Genomic DNA, 24756 nt, shown 5'->3' on the forward strand with positions numbered 1-24756 from the left:
TGAAATTAGTGGAATCGAAAGGATACAGACATGGATAATAAGGGTTTAAATCAAGAAGAGTTTTTAAAGATTTTGATGTACGCTCATGATATTGGTGAAAATTCCAATGATGTCACAACAAAAGAAATGCTTGAAAATCTGATTGCTCATATTCGAAATGGCCTTGTTTCATAAAAGTAGCCCCCTGCTCTCTCAGCAGGGGGTTTTTGTATGCTTTTATGAATGGAACGAAAATCCCCGGCATACGATGACATTACAAGCATAAGGAGTATGGGGAGCTGATGTGTCATGAAGGTTGCGATTGCAGGCTGTGGATATGTAGGGCTTGTCACAGGGGTGTGTTTAGCAGAGGCAGGACATGATGTGACATGTATGGATATTGACCGGCGGAAGGTCATGCAGCTGAAGCAAGGGAATCCTCCGATGTACGAGCCGGGATTAAAAGAACTGCTCAAACGGAATATGGAGCAAGGACGCATTCGTTTTCACATCAATGGAGTGTCAGCCTATTCGCAGGCTGACGTGTTAATGATTGCTGTCGGTACCCCGCAGCAGGCAGACGGTCAAGCTGATTTGCAGTATGTCTTTCAAGCGGCAAAGGAGATGGGCTTACAAGCAAAGCCAGGCGCAGTGCTTGTCGTGAAAAGTACAGTGCCTGTCGGAACGGGCGATCAAATTGATCATTTGATTCATCACGTGTTAGGTCGTAAGGAGCCATTATCTATTGCATCGAATCCAGAATTTTTACGAGAAGGGTCTGCCATCTCAGATACGCTGCGAGCGGATCGGCTGGTGATTGGAGCCGAAACGAAGAACGGATTAGATCAGCTAGAGTCTATGTATGCGGAATTCCACATTCCATTCGTGAGAACAGATCGGAAAAGCGCAGAGATGATCAAATACGCATCAAATGCATTTCTTGCCACAAAAATCAGCTTCATGAATGAAATTGCTTCGATTTGTGGAAAAACGGGAGCTGATGTTGAGAGAGTTGCAGAGGGGATGGGACTCGATCAGCGGATTGGTGCTTCGTTTCTTAGGGCAGGCATTGGTTACGGAGGTTCCTGTTTTCCGAAGGATACTAATGCCCTTGTCCAAATTGCAGGGCATGTGTCCCATGATTTTGAGCTATTGAAGGCTGTCATCAAAGTCAACAATGAGCAGCGAGCAAGTTTTATTCGAAGTGTGAAGGAGCGGATGGGAGAAAATTTGGAAGGGAAGAGAATGGCTCTTCTTGGCCTTTCCTTTAAGCCGAATACAGATGATATGAGAGAGGCGCCGTCAATCCCGATCGCTCATCAGCTCCATCAATTAGGAGCGGAGATCGTAGCCTATGATCCTGCTGCCGCTCGCAATGCAGCTCAAGAACTGCCTGATCAAGTCCTTTTTGCTCAAACGATTGAAGAGGCGATCAAGGATGCTGATGCGGTCTGTATATTAACTGAGTGGGCGGATATTCAGTCATTTCCACTTTCAGCTTATAAAGATTTCATGAGGCAGCCGATCATTTTTGATGGCCGGAATTGTCATACGCTTGAAGCGGCAGAAGTAGCTGGTGTCGAGTATCATTCTATTGGGCGCAGGCCCGTCTCTCCTATTTATATGTAATGAGAAAAACCGATAACTTCATGTGTTATCGGTTTTTGCGTTAATGCGGAAGAATGAATCCGCCATATAAAAATGCAGCCACAATCAGAAAGGCAGGGTGCAATTTGAATTTGGTCATAAAGAAAAATGAAATGGCGGCAATGGCAAGTGATTGTGTCCAGCCAATGGCTTTCACAGCATCTCCGCCAATTTCCCATGTTAATAAAAGCATCATCATGGCAATGACAGGCTGTACAGATAGGGTCATGCCTTTGACGACAGAAGATTGGCGAAAACGGTCAATGAGTTTTAGCAGTAAGATCAATCCGATCGCAGACGGCAGGACCGTCGCAAGCAGTGCAACGATAAAGCCTGGCCATCCCATGACATCATAGCCTACATAAGCCGCAATTTTCGTAGCGATTGGACCTGGAAGTGCGTTGGCTAATGCGAGCATATTGGAGAACCCTTCGTTTGTCATCCAATGAAAATGATTGACGATTTCTTCATAATTGAGCGGAATGGAGGCAGGTCCTCCGCCATACCCTAACAGATTGGATAAGAAGAATGCCCAGAATAAAAAGAGAATCAGCATCACGAAGACACTCCTTTCTCTTTATTTGTTCGAGTCCAGCGATCTTTCAGTTTGAAATGAAAGGCACCATAACATAAAAAGATGATGACAATGATTCCTGGATGAATCGAGAGTACTTGAAGACCGACAAATGCCAAAAGGAATAGGACGATTCCGAAGATCATGCCGAAGCCCTTCAACGCTTTTTGTCCAAATTCATATGCCATGATTCCTAACAGAACGGCAATTACTGGTGTCACAGCACCGATCATATTTTGAATGATGACTGAAGAGCTTAAGACGCTGACAAGTGTAACAAGTGCCACCATAGCGAGACATGTCGGTAAAATATGTGCAGCTGTTGCAACAATGGCGCCAGATACACCTTTTAAGCGATAGCCGAGGTATGCCGACATTTTCGTAGCAATCGGTCCGGGTAATGCGTTGGCGATGGCGAGTGTTTCTCCAAATTCGTCATCATTGATCCATTTGTATTTGACGACCGCTTCATGGCGAATGAGCGGGATCACAGAAGGTCCTCCGCCAAATCCCAGAATACCGGTTCGTACCATGGCGATCATGAGTTCAAGATATGATTGCAAGTGGTTCAACTCCTATCTACAATTTCATGCCCATTCGGCTTTTATATCGTTTAATGAGCATTTGACAGTCAACACTGACGACGCCTTCAAGCGGGTACAGCTTCTTTGTCAGGAACGTCTCCATTTCCTGTTCATTTTGAAAAATGCCATGCATATGCAGCTTGCTTGGTCCTGTCATATGATAAAGGCTTGTGACGGCTGTTTCCTGCTCAAGCTGAAGGGCGACTGTTTCTAAACATTTCGGCTCAACCTCTACGTTAAAAAAGACAGAGACATGAATGCCGATCTTTGCTGGATTAATGACAGCGGTGAATCGTTCAATGACACCTGCTTCAATGAGTTGCTGAATACGGGCTTGTACAGCAACACGGGAAAGGCCGACTTGTTTCCCTAGATCCGTGTAGGACATACGCCCGTCCTCGTGTAATAAGGAAAGAATTTGTTTATCTCTTTCATCTAATGTTAAGTTTGGAATGCGATATTCATGTGCCACCGTATAACCACCTTTCTTCTGTTGATATTCTATCATATTTTATTACGAATAGAATGTTTGATTTTTAATTGAGTAACGAAATGAAATAATAAAAGAAGATAACATATCTTTTTGCATAAAAAAACACCCCGACATCACCGGGGTGTGTTCATTTTATTTTTCTGGGCTGCTTTCCGCACTGGCAATTTGCTGTGCAAGGTCAGCACGATCAATGTCTGCTTGGAAGAACTCCTGCGTATTTGGAAGGTGTAAGTTCATGTGACGTTTTTGGGAAATTCGGATGGTCACTTGATCCACAGTGTAATCAAATACATGCCCGCCTATGCTTCGATCATCATCAATAAAGTGGAGATGATATCCACTTACCGCAATGCCATGTGCGTACTGTGGTGTACGGAAGCCTGCAATCGTTCCGCGAATATTTTCAAAATCGAAAATAGGCTGTGACTTGACTGCTTCCACCATCGGAACGTAAGGTTTTTCCTGTTTTTCAACCGTACGGGTTTGAACCTTTTTGAATGACCCATCGATGCGGATCGCATAAAAGACATTCTTGCTCGGTAAGATTCGGTCGATTTCTTCCTCTAGCTCTTTGGACGTCATCGGTGCATCAATTCGATGAACGATGTCCGTTTCAAAGAATGCTAGAGAACAGAATGGTGAATAATCTTGATCGGTTACTGGTGTGGCTGTTCCATCAGAGCGCAGTCGATAAAAAGCGCCGTCAAAGCCGATTAGTTCCCCATCTAATTGATTGAATGTGCCAATGCCAAAATCACCATGCTCGGGAATATTTGATAGGGAGAAATCTCCATCGTATACGGCTTCCAGCAAGGAGGTCATGGTTGATACTTGATAGACCTCTTGCTTTTTGTCCTGCGGTATTGTGTTGTTTTGTTGATTCATTGGGTGCATCATACCCATATCCGCTCACTCCTTTAACGTAATGTATCGAAGTCTTATCTGACGTTCGTTGTGTGTTTTTCACGAAAGACTTCTGGCCATTTTTGACTGGCGAGGTCTGGGTTGTCTTGATAGTCTATCGGAATATCAATAATAACGGGTCCTTCTATGTTTATACCCTTTTGAAGGACAGTTGAAAGCTCTTCAGGTGAGTTGACACGTAATCCAGTTGCTCCAAAGCTTTCTGCATATTTCACTAAGTCGATCTGACCGAACTCAACACAAGACGTACGGTCATACTTCATTTCCTGCTGGAATGCCACCATATCGTATGTGCTGTCGTTCCAAACGAGATGAACGAGATTTGTTTTCATACGCACGGCTGTTTCTAATTCCATGGCGGAGAAGAGAAAACCGCCATCACCTGAGACTGAAATGATCTTTTCATCTGGATTCAATATGGAGGCTGCAATCGCCCATGGTAATGCCACGCCAAGTGTTTGCATTCCGTTACTCACTAGGAACGTGTTCGGTTCATAAACACGGAAGTGGCGAGACATCCAAATGGCGTGCGATCCGATATCACATGTCACTTTCGTGTCATCTGGAATGATACGTCTCAACGTATGAATGACATCCAGCGGGTGTGATAAATGACTTTCTCTTTCTGGTGTTTTTTCGATATCACTTAACAGCTCTTGTAATTCTGTGACGAGATCTACGTTCTTTTTGCATAATGAAAGTGGAACGCTGTCATGAGCTAGATGTTGCACCGTTTCAGATATATTGCCCACAAGCTCAAGCGTCGGTTCATAGAAATGGTCAATATCTGCCTGCATGTCATCCACATGGATGATTTGCCGCAGCTGCGGTTTCAAATTCCAATGCTTCGGATCGTATTCGATTGGATCAAAGCCAATAGTTAAAATCACATCCGCTTTCTCAATGAGAAGGTCCCCTGGCTGATTACGGAATAAGCCGATTCTGCCCACATATTGAGGCTCAAGCTCTCTTGAGAGAACGCCGGCTCCTTGGTACGTTTCGACAAATGGGATACCAAGTGTTTTTAATAATGTTCTTGTCGCATTTGCCGCAGCTGGACGGCTAGCTTTCATTCCCACAATTGCAACAGGTAAGTGCGCATTTTGAATTTTGGCGATGGCCGAACTGATGAGAGCATCCGGTGCAGGACCTAGTTCTGGAGAAGGGTGAGCAGACACTGGTGTTTGTGTGGTGTGTTCGGTCACGACATCTTGTGGAAAGCTGATAAATGCTGCTCCAGCTTGACCTCTTTGTGCCGCGCGAAAAGCATTTGTTAATGCTTCTGGTATATTGTTTACGTCTTGTACTTCAACGCTATATTTTGTCACTGGTTTGAATAATGCCGCATTGTCGAGTGATTGATGTGTTCGTTTGAGCCGATCTGCACGGATGACGTTTCCAGCGATTGCAACAACAGGGTCACCTTCTGTATTGGCTGTTAATAGACCTGTCGCTAAATTGGATGCGCCAGGACCTGATGTGACGAGACAAACGCCTGGTTTGCCAGTTAAACGACCGACAGCTGCTGCCATGAATGCCGCATTTTGTTCGTGTCTGCATAGCACAAGCTCTGGACCTCTGTCTTTTAATACATCAAATACTGCATCAATTTTTGCACCTGGAATCGCAAAAACATGGGTCACACCTTGGGCAATGAGCGTATCGACAATCAACTCTGCTCCTCGTTTTGTTAGGGGTTGTGTTTGAGAATTCATTTACCCCGCACTCCTTTCGGCAAGTAAAATTTTTTATGAAAATATATTTTCATGATATGATTTACTATACATTTCACAAAATAAATTTTCCAATATATGTTTAACGTAGTTTTAATATGTTTCACGAATAAGTGTTTGAGGAGTGAAAGGATGGAACTGAGACATTTGCAGTATTTTGTCACAGTCGCGGAGGAGCTGCATTTCGGCAGAGCGGCCGCACGATTGAACATGACACAGCCTCCACTTAGTCAGCAAATTAAGCAGTTTGAGGAAGAATTGGGATTTCCTTTGTTTCACCGGTCTAAAAGGGTGGTGGAGTTAACAGCTGCTGGAAAGGTTTTTTTACATGAGGTTCGGGGGGTGCTGCATCAGCTTGATAAAGCCGTTGATCATGCCCGGCATACGGCAAGAGGGGAGCTCGGGAAGATTATCATCGGTTTCGTTGGTACAGCGACATATGATATTCTGCCGCCAGTTGTCCGTGAATTCAGAGAGCTGTACCCCTCTGTCAGTATTGAGCTGCAACAGCTCTCTGTCCCGCAGCAGCTAGAGGCGCTTTTGAATGGTGAGATTGATATTGGTTTTTTGCATCCTACATCACCGCAAGAAGAATTGGTCAGTCGTTTAATGAAGCAAAGTGAATGTATTTTTGCGATTCCGAAAAACCATCCGCTGGCGGAAAAAGAAGCGGTCACGATTGAAGATATTCGTGATGAGCCGATTATTTCTTTATCAAAGGAATCATGGCCGTCCCTTTATCAGCATTTTGTCCTACTTTGTGAAAAGTACGGATTTTCACCCAATATCGTGCAGGAAGCAGCAGAATATCAAATGGTCATTGGGCTTGTCACAGCGGGAATCGGAATTGCTATCATTCCAACATCGGCCCGGCGTTTATTTAATTTAGATGTGGTGTATCGGTCAATTGAAGGTGAGCAGCTACTCGCGGAATGGACCATTTCTTATAGACGAGAAAATCATAATCCGGCATTGTTTCATCTTGTCCATCATATTCTCCATCGTGCTGAGCCGGAGTAAGGGAAGAGAGAACTGGGTATGGTATGATGTCGTTACATACAAGAGGAGGCATGTCTGAAGTGATTACATTACAAATGGATCAGTTGTCACGAAAAGAAGCATATAAAGTATTATCTGGTTCCGTCGTTCCAAGACCCATTGCATTTATTACAAGCCTTTCTAAAGAAGAAGTCGTCAATGCTGCACCATTTAGTTTCTTTAATGTCATCAGCGGCCATCCTCCGCTGATCGCTGTTTCTATTGGACGTCGTCAAGGAGAGATGAAAGATACAGCAAAACATATCATCGACAGGGAAGAATTTGTTGTCCATGTGAGTGATGAAGCGATGATTGAAGATATTAATGAAACAGCTGCTACTTTGCCAGAGGAAGAGAGTGAGCTGACTCGTACCGGTCTTCATCAAGTGAAGAGCAGCGTGGTGTCAGTGCCAGGAATCAAGGAAGCACGCATTCGCTTTGAATGTCAGCTGGAAAAACATCTGACCTTTCAAAATGATGAAGGGGAGATCACAGTCGATCATATCATTGGCCGGGTGGTGTGTGCGCATTTAGATGAATCCGTCTATGATGCGGAAAAAGGATATATTTTTACGAATGAATTAAAGCCAGTTGCACGTTTAGCGGGGAATGATTATGCCCATTTAGGCACGCCATTTGTACTGAAGAGACCGGAATAACATCTAAAACCCCCGAGGCTATCGGGGGTCCAGCGTGTAGACAAACCCTCGCATTCTTTGTCAGTCCTGCGCTTCGGTGCTCACGAATGTCAATTCGCTCTGCTCCGGTGCTCGTCCTTCCTAGACTGCAAAGGTTTTCTATCACGCTGAAAAGAAGACAAAGTGCTAAAATAAAGTTCATTTCAGCACTTTGTCTACAATCTAAAACCCCCGAGGCTATCGGGGGTTTAGTGTTTATTTCTTTTGTTCTAGTTTCAATGGTGCGGCGATATTTTTTTCTACCTTTTTGCCTTTTAATACATCGTCCGCAGCGCCGACTGCCAGTTGACCGATCAGCTCTGGCTGCTGCGCGACTGTTGCAGATAGTTTTCCTGCTTTGATCGAGTTGAGTGCATCTTCGTTACCGTCAAAACCAACGACAAGAATGTCTTTTCCAGAGCTTTGGATGGCCTCTAGTGCGCCAAGCGCCATTTCATCATTGTGGGCAAAAACGGCTTTGATGTCAGGGTTTCCTTGAAGAAGGTTTTCCATCACGTTGAGCCCTTTTGTCCGGTCGAAGTCAGCGGCTTGTTTTGCTGTGACATCTAACTGTTTGTCTGCAATTTGATGGAAACCTTTTCCTCGTTCACGTGTCGCAGAAGCACCTGGTACACCTTCTAGTTCAGCCACTTTTGCTCCTTTACCGACTTTGTCGATGATAAAGTTAGCGGCCATTTCGCCGCCTTTGATGTTATCGGAAGCAACGAGCGCTTCAACCTTTCCGCTTTCTGCCGAACGGTCTAATGTGATGACCGGTATGTCTGAAGCATTCGCAGATTCGACAGCCGTTGATATGGCAGAGGAATCGGCTGGGTTAATGAGTAATGCATCAACCCCTTGTTGAATTAAATCTTCTACATCACTCGTTTGTTTGGCTGAATCATTTTGTGCATCGGCAATGACAACTTCGATGCCAAGCTTTTTCGCTTCTTTTGTCACGCCGTTTTTAAGAGAAACGAAGAATGGGTTATTTAAAGTCGAGATCGACAGTCCGATTTTCATGTCTTTTTTCTTGCCATCCTTTGTTGATTTGGCCCACTCTGGCGGTTCAAGCGAGCAGGCAGAAAGCATGAATAGTGAGAGAGTCACGATCAGGATTACATATTTTTTCATAGCAGCTGCCTCCTTAAGCAGATTTCTTTCTGTCGAGTAGGACTGCAATTAAGATGACAATCCCTTTCACAACAGACTGATAGAATGATGAAACACCAAGTAAGTTCATACCATTGTTCAAGACCCCGATAATGAGTACCCCGATGAGTGTGCCGACAATTCGTCCTCTTCCGCCGGATAGGCTTGTCCCGCCAAGTACAACGGCAGCAATTGCATCAAGTTCATACGACGTACCAGCTGTTGGCTGGGCTGAGTTGAGACGAGATGTTAAGATCGCACCTGCTAAAGCAGACATAAAGCCGGCTAATGAGTAAATCATGATTTTGACGCGTGGTACTTTAATGCCTGAGATGAGGGCTGCTTTTTCATTTCCGCCAATGGCATACGTTCTTCTGCCAAAAGGTGTTTTATGAAGCAAGACCCAAAGTACGATAAAGGTGAGAAGCATGGTGATCGCTGGAACAGGAATGCCTAAGAAATATCCACGGCCAAATAGCTGAAATGCATAGTTAGAGCCAAGCCCTGTAATTGGGTTTCCGTCTGTATAAACAAGCGTCAATCCTCTGAAAATCGTCATCGTCGCAAGTGTTGCGATAAAAGGAGCCATTTTTCCTTTTGTGATTAAAAGACCGTTGATCATTCCAAGGATGGCACCGATGATACATCCAACGATGATGGCAAGAATCGGGTCCAAACCAGATACAATAAAGCCGGCAGTCAGAGCACTAGACAGCGCTAGAATGGCACCGACAGACAAATCAATTCCTCCGGTTAAAATAACAAATGTCATGCCAAAGGCAATGAGGGCGTTAATGGAGATTTGTCTGAGTAAGTTTAAAATGTTTAATGGTTCTAAAAAGGCCGGATTTAAGATAGAAACAATGGCGACAAGGATGATGAGTCCTAAGAATGGCCCAAGCTTTTGCATGATGTGATCAAATCGTCCATTTGAAGTAAGTGGTTTCATGTTACTTCCCTCCTGTAGCTAATGTCATAATTCGTTCTTGTGTAGCTTCTGTTTTACTTAATTCGCCGCTGATGGTTCCTTCATGGATGACAAGCACTCGATCGCTCATCCCAAGAACTTCTGGGAGTTCAGAGGAGACCATCAAAATCGCAACGCCTCGATCCGTCAGCTCGTTCATAAGCTGATAAATTTCTCGTTTCGCCCCGACGTCGACACCTCTTGTCGGTTCATCTAGAATGAGTACCTTCGGTTGAATGCCGATCCATTTGGCGATGACGACCTTTTGCTGATTTCCACCGGACAGGCTGCGTGCAGAGATTTCAGATGAAGCGGTTTTGATCGTGAGTCGTTTGATGAGAAGGTCAACAAAGTCCTGTTCGTTTTTCTTATCAATCAGCCCCTTTGGAGAGAAGCTATCTAAGTTAGGCAAGCCGATGTTTTCCCGGATGGATGCATCTAGCATCAGTCCTTCATCTTTACGATCCTCCGTGATAAAACCGATGCCAAGTTTGACTGCATCACTTGGTTTTTTAATAACAGCCTTTTTCCCATGAACCCAAATTTCTCCTTGATCCAGGGGATCGAGTCCAAAGAGCGACCGCATCATTTCCGTTCGGCCAGCGCCCATTAAGCCTGCAACACCGACAATTTCCCCAGCTTTGACGGAAAAACTGACATCTTGAAAGCGGCCTTTCCTCGTTGCTTGCTTCACTTCTAGGACGGTATCACCAGTAGAAGGTGTGCGTTCAGGGTAACGATCGGTTAATTCGCGGCCGACCATTTTTTTGACGACTTCATGGAAATTCGTGTCCGGTATCGCTTTCGTATCGACCGTTTTTCCGTCACGCATGATCGTAATCCGGTCACAGATGGCGAAGATTTCTTCCATCCGGTGAGAAATGTAGACGATGGAAACGCCTTCTTTTTTGAGTGATTCAATGACCTGAAATAGCTTTTCAATCTCACGGTCTGTGAGAGCGGCCGTTGGTTCATCCATAATGATGACCTTCGCATCGGTCATTAACGCTTTCGCAATCTCAATCATCTGCTTTTGTCCGACAGAACAGCTTCCTGCCTCTTGATCGAGCGAGAGGTTGACAGACAATCGGTCGAGCTGTGCTTGGGCGAGGGCTTTCATTTTCTTGGTGTCTAGGAGACCAAGTTTTGTATAGATTTCTTTCCCGATAAATAAATTCTCTAGTACCGTCATATCAGGCCATATATTCAGTTCTTGATGAATGAAGGCAATCCCGTTCTGCTCGGCTTCTTTCGGATTTTTAAAAGCGGTTTCTTTTCCGTCGATTTGAATCGTTCCTTGATCCAGGGAATAGAGTCCTGTCAGCAGATTCATTAACGTTGATTTTCCTGCCCCGTTTTCACCCATAAGTGCATGGACTTCACCTGTGACGAGGTCAAAGGAGACCCCGGCGAGAACGGTGTTTTTTCCAAAGGCCTTATGGATGTTATGCATTTCAATGTTCATAAGTGGCTCCTCCTTTTAAAAGATGACACCGGCATGAAGAATGCAGTTTGCGTATGGGGTGGCTTCACCCGTGCGAATCACTGCTTTTGCCTGTTTGGTCATGTCTTTGAACGTCTCGTGATCGACTTCATTTAACGGATGTGAGAACGCTTTCTTTAGAAATAAATGATCTCTCTCATTGGCTTGTTTGATTTCACTGGCGATTGTGATGTGTTCAACGGCCATTTCCTCAAGAAGGAGGGAAGTAACCTCCTGAAAGGATGGTGTGCCGATGGATAATGCAAGGTCGATCTTGACCGGGCCTTCTGGAATGGGCAGGCCACAGTCTGCGATGACAATCGTATCTGTATGACCAAGGTCAGCAAGCACCTTGGCGATATGACTATTTAAAATACCATTTTTCTTCATTTCTTATTCTCCAATTCTTCTCTTGCTGGCATGCCGCCTTGGGCACCAAATTTTGTGACTGAGATAGACGCAGCTAAGTTGGCAAAAGCAAGTGCGTCGTATAGGGATTTTCCTTCTGTCAGTGCTACAGCTAGAGCGCCGTTAAAAGTATCACCAGCGCCTGTAGTGTCGACGGCTTTCACAGGATAGCCCGGTACCAACACTTCTTTTGATCCATCAAAGTAACGAACACCATTTTTTCCTTCTGTAATGAGTAATTTGTTTGGATATTGGCGCAAAGCCTCTGCTATGGTGAGTCCATCAAACATAAGAGCTGCTTCGTGTTCGTTTGGCGTGATGTAGGCAGCTTGATCTAATATTTGCTGAGAGACTTTGCGAGCTGGTGCGGGATTTAAGATGACTGGAATCCCTTTTTCGCTGCAAATGGCGCAGACGGCTTCGACTGTTTCTTCAGGAATTTCCTGCTGAATGAGGACGATTCCGATATTTTCAATAGAAGAAAGCGCATCTTTTACATAATGAGGTGTTACCTCATTGTTTGCTCCTTTGACGACAACAATGCTGTTATCCCCTTCAGCTAAAATGATATGAGCTGTTCCGCTTTCCATTTCGGTAACCGGTTTCATATAGGTGGTGCGAACACCTTGTGCTTGCAAATTGCTCATAATCTCCTGACCATACGCGTCATCACCAACTCGGCCGATCATATATACATCTGCACCGAGCCTTGCGCTTGCTACTGCTTGATTGGCTCCTTTTCCCCCAGGAACCGTTTTAAATGATTCGCCTAGGACGGTTTCTCCTGCATTGGGACGCTTATTCGATGTGACAACTAGATCCATGGAACAACTTCCTACGACAACTATTTGACTCATTGTGAATCCACCTTTCTTGTGGTCTCTCGTTCAATAAAAGAGACGGGCATTTGAATAACTGCTTGATCTATTGGCTGTTTTTGAATGGCTTTAATGATCAGCTTTGCGGCTTCTTTCCCCATATCATAGGCAGGCTGCCGGATCGTTGATAAAGAAGGGAAGAGCAGTTCGCTTTGCGGAATATCATCAAATCCAATGATTTGGACGTCTTCTGGAATGGCTTTTCCAATACGAAGCGCTTCGTGTACGACGGCTGCTGCGACGATGTCATTGCTGGCAATGATGCCATCTGTTTCAGGGTACAGCTTGAAAAGAGCCTTGGCGCTTTTTCGGGCTTCCTGAAAAGAAAAAGAAGCGTTAGACATCACATGAAAGTTAGCACCTTCTTCAGTCAGAACATCAAGTGCGCCTTTGAATCTTTGCCGCGCCGTTTGAAGATGAGCGGGCCCTTTTAGCAATGTGATTTGCTGACTGCCGCGTTTGATTAATTCCATTGCAGCCATTTTCCCACCTGCCGTAGCATCTGCAAACACAGAAGGTGCATTTGGAACGGTACGATCTAAGAAGACAACAGGCAGTTCATCATCATTGTACAAATCCGATTCAGGTTCGTTTGTGACAGCGATGACACCGACCACCTGGTTTTGCTTAAAGGTTTGTAAATAGGCCATTTCCTTCTCCCGATCTTCATCACTGTTTCCGAATAATAAGCGAAATCCGTTTGCATGAATCTCATCCTCAACGCCTCTAGCCAGCTGAGGGAAGAAGGGGTTTGTGATATCAGGTAAGATGAGACCAACTAATCTTGATTCTCTTTTAAAAAGGGATCGTGCCACTTCATTGGGGAAGTAGTTTAGCTCCTGCATCGCTTGTGTCACACGGGTTTTCGTATCAATATGGACGTATCCAGTATCATTGAGCACGCGTGAAACAGTTGCAACAGACACTTGAGCAGCTTTTGCAACATCTTTAATTGTAGCCAATGGAGTGCCTCCCTTCTTTGATGTGTAACCGTTTACACAGATAGATTATCATGAAAGCATTGAAAAAACAATCTTAAAAAAATAAAAAAAGAAAAGAAAGAGGACGTCTTCCTTTTCTTAACTAATAATGCCTGTTTGGGTAATGTTCACTTTGATTTTTGGGATGATTTTCACTTTTGGATAATCGGTGACCCAATTCATTTTCATATACTCATCATAATGTCTGACCCGGTATTTTCTGCCGAGGCTTAAGACGTCAGAATTTGCTTCTTGTAATGTAGCAACAATTTTTTCTGCTTCTTTTGTCAAGATGGTTGAAAGTCTTTTGTTGAGGATTTCAATTTTTTTGTCAGTATCAAGGTTATCTTTCGGATACTCAATGACAGAAGTATTAAATTCAAATTTGAGTGAGTATGTTAAGTTTTGATGATCAGGATTTAGAATCTCGATGTCTCTCTTTACATCAGTGACTTGAATCGTAATGTAATTGTTTTCTTTTGACTTCATGTCGCTTCGCACTTTTTTTGTGAAGTTGGCATACTTGCCCATTTTTCCGTCCATGATGGTGAGCAAGATCGCATCTTGACCGTACAACTCGCCTTTCTTTTTCTCATTATCAAATAGGGCAACACCTTTTACACTGATTAATTTCTTCGATTGATCAAAATGGATTAAGGGCAATGTGAAGTCCTCTCCAGTTTGGAGCATTTTAGATCGAATACTTTGAATGTTTTTAGGTGCTACTTGGGATGAGCGTGATGCGGTTGTGATCAAGTTATTTAAATAGTCACTCACAATGAGCTTTTCCTTCAGCAGCGAGTTAATCACTTCTTCACAGGTCCCTCCTTGAACAACGGCGAGATTTGCGAGGAGGGGGCTTTTCGGATCACGATAAAACATATCTAAGTAGGGCAGAAGACGATTTTGGGCAAATTCATCACCGATCAGCATCACCCGCATTTTCGACATGTCTATTTTTTGATCCACAATCCGGCTGAAGTTGGTTCTTGCTTTCCTTAAAGTAGGTGCTTCCGTTGTGAGAAGAGTGGTTAAAAAGCTGCCTGTATTTCCTTGCTCCATACTTTGAGACTGCTGCACCTTTCGATAAGTAATCGAGTACTTGGCATTGTCATCCTCTCCTTGATCAACAGCGGAGGTTAACACAAGAGAGATATTCTTTAATAAGTTTTGATCCCAGCAGCCAGGCATGAATATGAGAGACACACACATGAGCAAAGTCAGTATGTACTTATGACGCATGTGATTTCACCTTCCCTTTACGATGTTTGAAAAAGATGATAATGGCCATAAAGATCGGGAGTGTGTAAATAAATGAATATTGCGCAATGGTGGTAAAGTCATTAAAACGTTGAATTCTAAAATTATCGGTTGCAAGATAGCAGCTAGCCGCATAGATCAAAATGGCAAAATAAAAGACGTATTTTTTGTGGTCTTTTTTCTTGAGAATACTTGCTACGCCATTTGCACAGAAGTAGAGATAGTTACTAAGTGTGGCTAAAATGACAAATACCCAGAAACTAAGAAAAATTAAATCCGTCCGCTCAATCACACCGAACGAAATGGTTTTTAACAGATAAAGAACAGGATTTGGAATGATTTTAAGCTCAATCGGGCTGAAAAACATAAAACAAATCACTGTGATAAATAGGTAGTAAAGAGTCGTGCATATATTGGCAATGGTCATGACCTTGTATCGCGCTTTAATGGTGCCTTTCATCAGTGGAGAGATGATCAGAATCATCTCAAATCCATTCATAGATAATACAACATCCTTCAATCCAAGCTGAAATTGAGAGAAGTCCGTTTGGAAAAAGGGCATAAGGTAGTCGATATTGGTTCCTTTTAATGAATACAGCATGATGAGAGACAACAAGAGTAAAAAAGGAGTCAGAATAAAGTTGAATCTGACAATCGCTGTAATCTGTTCCTTGGCGATGTAAAGGATGGATATCATGAGTAGTAGGTTGATGACCCAATTGGGTGTAAGTGGTAAAACCCATATACCCAGAATTCTCGTGAAAATAGATAGAACGACAATACAGACTGAGGCGAAATAAATTGTATAAAGAGCCACTAAGATTCGCCCAACCCATTTTCCAAAAACCTCAATTAATGCCTCGAAAAATGATGTCTCAGGATATTTGTGAATGATATATATAAAAATGGTATTGATGATTTGGATAAAAAAACAGGCCAAAATGATAGCCATCCAGCCATCATGCCCCATATCTTTCATGAGCAAATGAGGCAGGGCTAAAATACCAACACCAATTTGAGATTGAATGATAAAAAAAACAGCTTGAGGTGGAGATATTTTATTTTTCATCCTTATTTGTCCATCCTCTCAAATTTTCAATTTGCTCTTTCTTTTTTGGATTTAAGTAAACAGGGCGCTTTTTGTACATCCACATCGGTAATCGAATCACAGTGTCTTTTAAGTCCTGCCAGTTAAATGGAGCCACTGGTGATAAGTACGGAACACCTAGTGATTCGAGGCGGCATAAATTCATCAATACGATCGACAGGCCAAATGAAATGCCAATAAACCCAAACATCGATGCCATGAACATGAGCGGAAAACGCAGCATCCTGATGGTAGACGTCATTTCAAACGAAGGAAGAACAAAGGAAGCAACAGCGGTCACGGCGACCACAACGATAAGAACATTGGAAATGAGCCCAGCTTTTACTACCGCATCTCCAATGACCAAACCGCCTACGATCCCAATGGTCTGTCCAATTGGTTTTGGCAGACGCACCCCAGCTTCGCGTATGAGCTCAATTGTAATCTCCATCAGCATTGCTTCAATTAACGGCGGAAAAGGAATGCCGATAATGGAATTTTTCATCGTAATCGCTAATTCATCCGGGACTACCTCATAATGAAAGCCGATGACTGCAATATAAAAAGAAGGCAAAATCACAGCGATGATACAGGCAATATAACGAAGAATACGAATAAACGTAGCTGGAATCCAGCGACTATTGTAGTCATCTGGTGATTGAAAGAAACTAAAGAACGTAATAGGCAGAATGATAGCCATTGGACTGCCATCCATCAGCACAACAATTCTTCCTTCAAGAATGGCAGATCTCACTTTGTCAGGTCGTTCTGTGTCAATAAGCTGCGGGAAGATGGAATACGAATCATCCTCAATCGCCTCTACAATAGAACCGGGGCTAAGCAGCGTGTCTACTTTAATAGAAGAAATTCGTTTGTTAACCTCATCTATCTTTTCTTGATTGGCAATATCAGAAATATAAACCGTCGCAACCTTTGTTTCAGATTTTGTACCGACCTTATGATACTGGATTGCAAGTTTTCGATCATTTAAGTGTGAACGCAGCAAATATAAATTGGTATCTAAACTCTCAACAAATCCATCATGTGCGCCTGCAATAATACTTTCAGAAGAAGGTTCAGAAATGGAACGCAGCGGCGGCTGCCCAACAGCAAATATTTTAATCTGTGCGGATTTTTCATCAAGGAAGGCAATACTTCCGGCAATAATGCTGTCGACAATCAGCGTCAAGTCACCTGTTTCGAGTGTACTAAGAGATTTTGCATAGTCCTGCTTTCCAGGAGGGCCAAGCAAGTTGCCAATAATGAAGTTGTTTAATTTACTTTCATCCACTCTTGTTTTAATAAAAAACAGCACTGATTTCGTTTCATTCACCATCAATTCCCGGTATTCAAAATCAGCGCTTTGTTGAAATGCTTTGTTCAGAATCCGAATCTTTTCCTCAAAACCGCCTGATAAAAAGTGTAAGCGTGTTTGCTCATTCGTATTTGGCATCTTTAGCCTCCTCTCACAGATTTTTTAACCATAGTGTAAGCCGAGAAGATGATTTTATGCGTCATCTTTGGGGAAAGCATGACACGAACCGACAACTTTCAACTAAAATCACATTAAAAATGTTAAGAAATGATGAATCTTGATAAAAAGAAATGAATAATGTTTCATTGTTTAGGTCATAAGGAGTGAATATCGTAAAGAGAGGCTATAACAAAATGATTAATCTTTGACATCTTATCCCAATTTTTTGTGACCTGAAAATAAGCAGATGACTTGATTTTTTGACAGGTGACCTTTGTCATAGGTCAACACATAGCGTTCTGACCGATGAGGATGACTTTCTAACCTGTTCATTTAAAAATATAAAATATTCTAAAACACGCACTATTCATTTAAAGCGCTGATATGACTGATTTCGTAGAGATGAAAGGGCTTTAAAACATTGATTCAAAATACATCTTAATAATTGTCGAAAAATTTAGGGAGAAAAGGACAAAAGATTTTTCACTGTTTGATGGTAACGCTTTCTCTTGTTTGAAGCAGAAATTCAGTCGTCATTTTGTCCGTCTTTTGGCCTTTTCATTTGAACGTGAGATAGGCAAATACGCCTTCTGATTAGAGGAATTTGGCATACGAGGAAGTGAAAGATTATGTTACATAATACCGATTGTGATTTTATGCTGAACCTATATACTGTTGATTGAATTTACATATCACACTCATAAAAAAAGGAGATGTAGATAAGCGATGTGGTTAATCGTTATAGCCTGTGTCATCATGTTAGGGATTGGCTTTATTGAAAAGAAGCGTCATCAGAAAAATATCGATGCCCTGCCGGTACGCGTCAATATTAATGGTATACGCGGAAAGTCTACCGTTACAAGATTGACAACCGGTATCTTAATGGAGGCAGGTTATAAAACTGTCGGCAAAACAACAGGAACGGATGCAAGAATGATTTATTGGGATACGCCAGAAGAGAAACCGATTAAAAGGAAACCGCAAGGACCGAATATCGGAGAGCAGAAAGAAGTTATGAGAGAAACCGTTGAAAGAGGAGCAAATGCCATCGTCAGTGAATGTATGGCGGTGAATCCAGATTACCAAATTATCTTTCAGGAAGAGCTGCTTCAAGCGAATATTGGCGTGATCGTAAACGTTCTTGAAGATCATATGGATGTGATGGGGCCAACTCTTGATGAAATAGCTGAAGCCTTTACAGCGACAATTCCTTACAATGGGCACTTGGTTATTACGGATAGTGAATATACAGATTTCTTTAAAGAGATTGCGAAAAAACGCAATACTGAAGTGATTGTTGCAGATAATTCCAAGATTACCGATGAGTATTTACGGAAATTCGAGTACATGGTGTTCCCGGATAATGCTTCACTTGCACTTGGTGTCGCACAAGCATTGGGAATTGATGAAGATACGGCATTCAGAGGCATGTTAAATGCGCCGCCTGATCCAGGAGCGATGAGAATTCTCCCATTAATGGACGCAAAAACACCTGGACATTTTGTAAATGGATTTGCGGCTAATGACGCAGCATCTACATTGAACATTTGGAAGCGTGTGAAGGAAATTGGGTATCCAACAGATGAACCGATTATTATCATGAACTGTCGTGCGGATCGCGTAGATAGAACGATCCAGTTTGCGGAGGATGTACTTCCTTATATTGAAGCAAGTGATCTTGTCTTAATTGGTGAAACGACAGATCCAATTGTGAAGGCATTTGAGGATGGAAAAATTCCGGCTGACCACTTACACAACCTTGAATATCAATCTACAGAACAAATTATGAACATGCTTGAGAAAAAGCTTCATAATCGAGTGGTTTATGGAGTCGGCAATATTCACGGCGCCGCTGAACCTTTAATCGAAAAAATTCAAGAATACAAAATTAAGCAGCTTGTCAGCTAGGAGGAAATATAGAAAATGTTCGGATCAGATCTTTATATCTCGTTAATTTTAGGTGTTCTACTCAGTTTAATTTTTGCAGAAAAAACAGGAATCGTACCAGCTGGGTTGGTTGTTCCAGGTTATCTGGCGCTCGTCTTTAACCAGCCAGTCTTCATTTTAGTTGTTTTATCTGTCAGCTTGCTGACATATGTGATCGTTCGTTTTGGTCTATCGAAATTTATGATTTTGTACGGACGCAGAAAGTTTGCGGCGATGCTGATTACAGGAATTGCCCTAAAGCTCATATTTGATTTCTTCTATCCAGTGGTTCCGTTTGAAATAGCAGAATTCCGCGGAATCGGAATCATCGTGCCTGGATTGATTGCGAATACGATTCAAAAGCAAGGTCTTACGATTACCCTTGGAAGCACATTACTTCTAAGTGGTGCAACATTTGCCATCATGTATGTTTACTATCTATTTTAAGATAAGGTGTGTCCAATGATGAATAAAAAATTGAGCTTTCAGGAAAAGCTGCTGAAAATCACAAAGAACCAAAAGAAAAAGACGAATAAACACGTACTGATTGCTTTACCGATTGTCATTGCTTGTACATTTCTATTTACATTTATCGGGAAAGCACAAGTGCCAACTGTAGAAAAGAATCCAGAAAACATCCTGACCGCTTCGTTTGTCGGAGATATTATGTTTGGAAGAAATGTAGAGAAAGTAACAGACCGCTATGGAAAGCAGCACCTGTTCCGCTATGCGAAGCCGTATTTTGATGTATCAGATTATGTAACTGGGAATTTTGAGCATCCAGTGGCTTCAGATAAGGAACAGGCAGCACAAAAGAATATTCATTTGAAAACAGATGAAGATTCTGTACAAGCGTTAAAGGATTTGAATTTCTCTGTACTAAACTTTGCGAATAACCATGCAGCAGACTACGGTGAAAAAGGCTTAAATAACACGATTGATGCCTTTGAAAAAGCTGACATGGATTATACAGGGGCAGGGCGCAACGTCAAAGATGCGAAGCAGAACATTTCATACAAAGAAGTGAATGGCGTTAAAATCGCTACCCTTGGTTTTACAGATGTATATGGAAAAGATTTTAAAGCAACAAATCGCAAGGCAGGTATTCTGCCAGCTGATCCATCTATCTTTATTCCGATGATTTCACAAGCTGCTGAAAAGGCAGATATCGTTGTTGTTCATGCGCACTGGGGACAGGAATATAACAATGAAGTAAACGACAGACAAAGAGAGCTGGCAAGAGCGATGTCAAAGGCTGGTGCTGATATCATTATCGGTGCACACCCGCACGTTCTTGAGCCGATGGAAGTCTATAACGGAACAGCGATTTTCTATAGCTTGGGGAACTTTATTTTTGACCAAGGCTGGTCAAGAACACGTGATTCTGCCATTGTTCAGTATCATCTGAATGAAGATGGAAAAGCGACATTTGAAGTGGTTCCAATGTACATCAAAGAAGCGACACCTGCTCCAGTCAAAGCAGGATCTCTTGAATCAAAATCGATTATCCGTATGCTGACAAATGGCACGAATGCGGATTGGAAAGAAAAAGACGGACATATTTTCTTTGAAGTCGATCATTCTGATAAAGTTCAAACATTAAAAGAAAACGAGGGGAAGGATAAAAAATGAAATTCCTTAAAGCAAGCTGGCCGTTTGTTGCGTTAATTTTAGTCTTTGTCTTTATGTCTGCTTTTAAATTTAGTGATAGCCTCACAGATCATGAGAAACAAAAGATCTCGGTTGAAATGCAGAAAATTGAACAGCAAAAGCAGTCAAAAGCGGAAGCGAGTAAATAAAGAAATGATGATGAAAAGAGCACGCGAGGCGTGCTCTTTTTTGACGGAAAAAGGTGTAAAATGAAAGAGGTCATGTCGAAACTATAAAAGAAAGGAGGAAGAGAGGATGAAATGGAAAGGAATACTGCTTGGAGGATGTGCCATTGTAGGACTCATGTTTATGTCTCAAACAGAGGTGTCTGCTCAAACAACATCTCCTTTAAAACAAGCGGAAACGCTGATAGGTACGCCTTATCATAAAGGAGGAATCGATCCGAAAACGGGCTTTGATGCGTCTGGCTTTATACAATATGTATACAAAACAACAGGTGCATTTGATTTGCCGCGAAAGGTGATCGATCAATACCAAATCGGTGAAAACGTATCATGGGGAAAAGCGAAGCCCGGAGACCTTGTCTATTTTCGCAGTCTTGAAGAAACAAAAGACATCCCGACACACGTTGCTTTGTACGCTGGAAATGATCAAGTGATCCACATCACACTCAGTCAAGGGGTGGTGAAAACAGATGTTAGCAAAAGTAAATATTGGACCGATCGGTTCTATGCGGTCAAACGGCTGCCTGTCTCCCAAGAGATGTCGGATGATCAACTGGTGAAAGATGCGATGAAATATTTAGGAATCCCTTATGTATTCGGGGCATCAGATCCAAAAGTAGGATTCGATTGTTCAGGTTTTTTACAATATTTGTTTGAAAAATCACTTGGGATTTATTTACCAAGAAGTGCTGAGCAGCAATGGATGGTTGGAGAGAAAGTAGCACGAGACGATATTCGGCCTGGAGACTTTGTTTTTTTTAGCAACACGTATAAAAAAGGAATTTCACATGTAGGAATGTACATCGGAGGAGACCGCTTTATTCATGCGAGCCGTTCGGAAAGTGTGACGATTTCTTATTTGTCTGAATCGTATTGGCGTGAGAAATGGACAGGTGCGAAACGATTAACTGAGCTGAAACTAGCGAAAGAAGACCCAGTCGTATCAAAAGCCGCTACGTATATTGGAGAAGTACCTTATGTAAAAGGTGGTGCGAGCCCAAAGCAAGGCTTTGATACAGCAGGATTCACGCAGTATATCTATCAAGAAGTGCTTGGAATTGAGATGCCTCGCTATGCGCCGGGACAAGTTAAAGCAGGCACACCTGTGAAACGATCGGAACTAAAGCCAGGAGATCTTGTCTTTTTTAAAGGGACTTCGTTGATGCCAGCCATTTATGCTGGTTCAAATCAAGTCATTCATGTGACGGTTTCAAATGGCGTTGTCATTACCAATATGAAAACAAGTACGTATTGGAAGGATAAATATGAGACGGCCGTTAGAATCAAAAAATAAAGAAAAAGCCCGATCAATGCTCGGATCGGACTTCTTGACTTCTCACTAGGCGCTGATCAGACAAGCGTCTTTTTTTCTTGAAATTGATTCTGCAAAAGCAGATCAATAAAATAGGCGACGCCATCTTCATGATTGCCTTTTGTGATATAGGTGCTTTTTTCTTTAATGACATCCACCGCATTCCCCATCGCTATCCTGTGTCCTGCTTCATCGAACATGGATAGATCATTGGGGCTATCACCGATCGCATAAATATCGGATGAGTCTACGCCATAATGGGCTGCAAGTTTTTTGAGGGCATGTCCTTTACCTGACTCTTTTGGCAGTACCTCAATGATATGTTCTCCAGATGAGGTCAAGGAGAGCTCAGGCATCTTAGAAAGAAGATCTCGTGCTTCTTGCAGCTTATTCATATCAAAGGAGAAGCATAGTAATTTATAAGTTGGTTCATTCGAATCGAAAATTTGACGGATGTCATCGACAGGTTTGATGCCAAACTGTTTAAATTGAGTCATCGCCCCTTCCCATAAATCAGCTACATCCTCATGAGGATTGGCGCTTTTGATCATATCAAATTCAGCTTTGAGCTTTTCTTTTCCATCAAATGGGGAAAGGAGGGCATCGTCTGTATAGACCTCGAAATAAATGTTCCGTTCCACTAATTCCTTTGCAGCACGTCTTCCAGCTTCTTGATCAAGGGTGATTCTGCTGAAGAGCTTGTACCCTTCTGTATGGACAGTTCCTCCATTTGCCGCAATAATGGGAATGTCTAAATCCCCAAGAAGCTCTTTTACATCAAAAGTCGCGCGCCCTGTACAAATGGTCACAATATATCCAGCTTCCTTCGCACGAATCAATGCTTGCCGGTTTTGAGCGGATATTTCACTTTTCGTATTTAAGAGTGTACCGTCTAAATCAATCGCAATCATTTTTTTCATTGCTGTTATATCCTCCTTCATTCATGCAATAGCCTCTTCAAAGTATGTACGATTTCCTTCATTCTCATGAAAGAGTCGGATCGTGGATTCCTCTCTTTAAGGCTAAACAAAAATGGTCAATTGATCAAGGATATAAGAAAAAGCGCCCAAAAGGACGCTTTTAGCGTGTAGACAAACCCTCGCATTCTTTGTCAGTCCTGCGCTCCGGAGCTCACGAATGTCAAATTCGCTCCGCGCCGGTACTCGACCTTCCTAGGGCTGAAAAGGTTTTCTACCACGCTGAAAAGAAGAAAAAGGGCAAACACCTTTTTCAACACATAAAAAGCGCCCAAAAGGACGCTTTCTGTGTTTATGATAATTCAAGCTGTTTCTTCAATTCCGTTTTGACTTCGTTCAGTTGGTTTTGATCCAATTGGTAATAATAAACGCCATTTGGCTGGTAATCAGATCCTTTTAGTTGAATCGTATCAACAGATTTCAATGAAGTGAGTAGTGGGAAAAGACCGACTAGTTCTTTCATTGACAGGTTAGTTGAGACGTTATCACCTAGAGTATCTATGATATTGTCATAAGACGGAATAGACGTTACTGATTTTGATTTATCGAAAATGGCTTTTAAAACTTCCATTTGACGCTGTCCGCGCATGAGATCACTGTCTGCTTTTCTTGTTCTCACATAAGCGAGAGCTTGATTACCATCTAGTGTGTGAGTACCCGTTTGCAGCTGAACTTTGCCCTTTGTATCTTTAAGAATCTGTTTCACAACATATTCATCTTTAATGTTAACGGAAACACCATTCAATTCGTTCACAATTTCCTTAAATGCTTTGAAATTACTTTCAATCACAAAGTCGACAGGGATATCTAGTAAATTCTCAACTGTACTCACCGTGAGGTCTGCATCACCAAATGCGTGTGCATGTGTAATTTTGTCATAACCATGACCTGGAATATTAACATATGAGTCCCTTGGAATACTTAATAATTTCACGGTTTTATTCGTACGATTTACTGTCGCTAATACCATTGCATCGCTTCGTGCTTGTTTGACGGTTTCGCCTGGTCTGCTGTCAATGCCAAGCAGCAAGACAGAAAAGCTGTCTTTCCCAGGATCAAATGCTTCAATCCGTTTGACAGATTGTGCACCGCGGTCTAGAGAGACTTGTGCTTTTTTTGCAGCCGATGTCACTTTATAGTAGGCATAGCCGGTGACAGAAGCGGTTGTCAGTAAAAGAATACCAAAAATAAAAAGAGTGACTTTCACCCATGGTTTTAAACGCTTTTTGCCTTTGCGTTTACTTCTTGTTTGATCCATATATTTTAAACCCTCGCTATGATTTTATAGTAAAGATGTCCTTCTTCATGCTTACAAACTAAAACAAATATACCTTAAAACGGGATATAGTGCGACATTTTTTTCACTAA

The 24756-nt window shown here is 42.4% G+C and carries 25 protein-coding genes; 9 read left to right on the top strand and 16 right to left on the bottom strand.

From position 1 onward, the window contains the following. The first annotated feature begins 30 nt into the window (after window positions 1-30). Both ACTJJD_RS08085 and ACTJJD_RS08090 read left to right on the top strand, forming a co-directional pair. Window positions 31-174 carry a hypothetical protein gene (locus ACTJJD_RS08085; RefSeq protein ID WP_003214884.1) on the top strand — a complete coding sequence of 48 codons (144 nt, stop codon included), beginning with the start codon at window positions 31-33 and terminating at the stop codon, window positions 172-174. 114 nt (window positions 175-288) lie between these two features. Continuing rightward, on the top strand, window positions 289-1608 hold the full coding sequence (locus ACTJJD_RS08090; RefSeq protein ID WP_242731171.1) for a UDP-glucose dehydrogenase family protein: 1320 nt from the start codon (window positions 289-291) through the stop codon (window positions 1606-1608). Between the two features lie 40 nt (window positions 1609-1648). Here the strand turns inward: ACTJJD_RS08090 and ACTJJD_RS08095 are convergent, their stop codons facing one another. The 5 genes from ACTJJD_RS08095 to alsS all read right to left on the bottom strand — a co-directional run bounded on the left by ACTJJD_RS08095 (window position 1649) and on the right by alsS (window position 5916). Further along, window positions 1649-2182 (bottom strand): chromate transporter, encoded by a 534-nt coding sequence (locus tag ACTJJD_RS08095; RefSeq protein ID WP_007497548.1) that lies wholly within the window; start codon window positions 2180-2182, stop codon window positions 1649-1651. After that, window positions 2182-2742, bottom strand: coding sequence for a chromate transporter (locus tag ACTJJD_RS08100; protein ID WP_135009809.1), 561 nt, complete (start codon window positions 2740-2742; stop codon window positions 2182-2184). Before ACTJJD_RS08100 ends, ACTJJD_RS08095 begins: the two co-directional genes overlap by 1 nt. Before the next feature lie 37 nt (window positions 2743-2779). Next, window positions 2780-3256 (bottom strand): Lrp/AsnC family transcriptional regulator, encoded by a 477-nt coding sequence (locus ACTJJD_RS08105; protein WP_017360010.1) that lies wholly within the window; start codon window positions 3254-3256, stop codon window positions 2780-2782. A gap of 153 nt (window positions 3257-3409) precedes the next feature. Continuing rightward, entirely contained in the window at window positions 3410-4171 is a 762-nt protein-coding gene (gene budA, locus ACTJJD_RS08110) for an acetolactate decarboxylase (RefSeq protein WP_423232577.1), read from the bottom strand. Between the two features lie 44 nt (window positions 4172-4215). Continuing rightward, window positions 4216-5916 (bottom strand): acetolactate synthase AlsS, encoded by a 1701-nt coding sequence (alsS, locus tag ACTJJD_RS08115; RefSeq protein WP_242731169.1) that lies wholly within the window; start codon window positions 5914-5916, stop codon window positions 4216-4218. A gap of 150 nt (window positions 5917-6066) precedes the next feature. Here alsS and alsR point away from each other — a divergent pair, with 150 nt between their 5' ends. Further along, a complete protein-coding gene (alsR, locus tag ACTJJD_RS08120) occupies window positions 6067-6954 on the top strand; it encodes an acetoin biosynthesis transcriptional regulator AlsR (protein ID WP_008343276.1) in 888 nt (295 codons plus the stop codon). 59 nt (window positions 6955-7013) lie between these two features. Beyond that, on the top strand, window positions 7014-7631 hold the full coding sequence (locus ACTJJD_RS08125) for a flavin reductase family protein (protein WP_024718717.1): 618 nt from the start codon (window positions 7014-7016) through the stop codon (window positions 7629-7631). A 234-nt stretch (window positions 7632-7865) separates the two neighbouring features. Here ACTJJD_RS08125 and rbsB read toward each other — a convergent pair whose 3' ends face one another. From rbsB to ACTJJD_RS08170, 9 genes are all read right to left on the bottom strand, one after another. Then, complete coding sequence (gene rbsB, locus ACTJJD_RS08130) at window positions 7866-8783, bottom strand: ribose ABC transporter substrate-binding protein RbsB (protein ID WP_008343273.1); 918 nt, start codon at window positions 8781-8783, stop codon at window positions 7866-7868. Between the two features lie 13 nt (window positions 8784-8796). Then, on the bottom strand, window positions 8797-9750 hold the full coding sequence (gene rbsC, locus ACTJJD_RS08135) for a ribose ABC transporter permease RbsC (RefSeq protein WP_008343271.1): 954 nt from the start codon (window positions 9748-9750) through the stop codon (window positions 8797-8799). Window position 9751: 1 nt separating this feature from the next. Beyond that, the gene (locus ACTJJD_RS08140; protein ID WP_039165335.1) at window positions 9752-11233 is read right to left on the bottom strand and encodes a sugar ABC transporter ATP-binding protein; all 1482 of its coding nucleotides are present in this window, start codon (window positions 11231-11233) and stop codon (window positions 9752-9754) included. A 15-nt stretch (window positions 11234-11248) separates the two neighbouring features. Further along, complete coding sequence (gene rbsD / locus ACTJJD_RS08145; protein WP_007497529.1) at window positions 11249-11641, bottom strand: D-ribose pyranase; 393 nt, start codon at window positions 11639-11641, stop codon at window positions 11249-11251. After that, the gene (rbsK, locus tag ACTJJD_RS08150) at window positions 11638-12516 is read right to left on the bottom strand and encodes a ribokinase (RefSeq protein WP_217967761.1); all 879 of its coding nucleotides are present in this window, start codon (window positions 12514-12516) and stop codon (window positions 11638-11640) included. The genes rbsD and rbsK overlap by 4 nt, the downstream gene beginning before the upstream one ends. Beyond that, the gene (locus tag ACTJJD_RS08155; protein ID WP_008343265.1) at window positions 12513-13499 is read right to left on the bottom strand and encodes a LacI family DNA-binding transcriptional regulator; all 987 of its coding nucleotides are present in this window, start codon (window positions 13497-13499) and stop codon (window positions 12513-12515) included. Before ACTJJD_RS08155 ends, rbsK begins: the two co-directional genes overlap by 4 nt. Before the next feature lie 117 nt (window positions 13500-13616). Beyond that, on the bottom strand, window positions 13617-14759 hold the full coding sequence (locus ACTJJD_RS08160) for a Ger(x)C family spore germination protein (protein ID WP_440608274.1): 1143 nt from the start codon (window positions 14757-14759) through the stop codon (window positions 13617-13619). Continuing rightward, the gene (locus tag ACTJJD_RS08165; protein WP_217967763.1) at window positions 14749-15846 is read right to left on the bottom strand and encodes a GerAB/ArcD/ProY family transporter; all 1098 of its coding nucleotides are present in this window, start codon (window positions 15844-15846) and stop codon (window positions 14749-14751) included. The genes ACTJJD_RS08160 and ACTJJD_RS08165 overlap by 11 nt, the downstream gene beginning before the upstream one ends. Then, window positions 15836-17317: a spore germination protein gene (locus ACTJJD_RS08170; RefSeq protein WP_440600227.1), complete on the bottom strand. Its 1482-nt coding sequence runs from the start codon at window positions 17315-17317 to the stop codon at window positions 15836-15838. Before ACTJJD_RS08170 ends, ACTJJD_RS08165 begins: the two co-directional genes overlap by 11 nt. 747 nt (window positions 17318-18064) lie before the next feature. On the opposite strand from ACTJJD_RS08170, the gene pgsB reads away from it, so the two are divergent. From pgsB to ACTJJD_RS08195, 5 genes are all read left to right on the top strand, one after another. Next, entirely contained in the window at window positions 18065-19246 is a 1182-nt protein-coding gene (gene pgsB / locus ACTJJD_RS08175) for a poly-gamma-glutamate synthase PgsB (protein ID WP_007497522.1), read from the top strand. A 15-nt stretch (window positions 19247-19261) separates the two neighbouring features. Continuing rightward, entirely contained in the window at window positions 19262-19711 is a 450-nt protein-coding gene (gene pgsC / locus ACTJJD_RS08180; RefSeq protein ID WP_007497520.1) for a poly-gamma-glutamate biosynthesis protein PgsC, read from the top strand. Between the two features lie 18 nt (window positions 19712-19729). Then, window positions 19730-20896 carry a CapA family protein gene (locus ACTJJD_RS08185; RefSeq protein WP_024718710.1) on the top strand — a complete coding sequence of 389 codons (1167 nt, stop codon included), beginning with the start codon at window positions 19730-19732 and terminating at the stop codon, window positions 20894-20896. Beyond that, window positions 20893-21063 carry a hypothetical protein gene (locus ACTJJD_RS08190; RefSeq protein WP_008343253.1) on the top strand — a complete coding sequence of 57 codons (171 nt, stop codon included), beginning with the start codon at window positions 20893-20895 and terminating at the stop codon, window positions 21061-21063. The genes ACTJJD_RS08185 and ACTJJD_RS08190 overlap by 4 nt, the downstream gene beginning before the upstream one ends. Before the next feature lie 106 nt (window positions 21064-21169). Continuing rightward, window positions 21170-22393 (top strand): C40 family peptidase, encoded by a 1224-nt coding sequence (locus tag ACTJJD_RS08195; RefSeq protein ID WP_048001904.1) that lies wholly within the window; start codon window positions 21170-21172, stop codon window positions 22391-22393. A 56-nt stretch (window positions 22394-22449) separates the two neighbouring features. On the opposite strand, the gene ACTJJD_RS08200 is transcribed toward ACTJJD_RS08195, so the two are convergent. After that, window positions 22450-23331, bottom strand: a complete 882-nt coding sequence (locus ACTJJD_RS08200) for a Cof-type HAD-IIB family hydrolase (RefSeq protein ID WP_440608275.1) — start codon at window positions 23329-23331, stop codon at window positions 22450-22452. Between the two features lie 349 nt (window positions 23332-23680). Beyond that, a complete protein-coding gene (locus ACTJJD_RS08205) occupies window positions 23681-24646 on the bottom strand; it encodes an LCP family protein (protein ID WP_017360001.1) in 966 nt (321 codons plus the stop codon). Window positions 24647-24756 lie beyond the last annotated feature (110 nt).

Origin of the sequence: Bacillus sp. 22446 (assembly GCF_052044955.1) — a bacterium.
Lineage (GTDB): Bacteria > Bacillota > Bacilli > Bacillales > Bacillaceae > Bacillus > Bacillus altitudinis.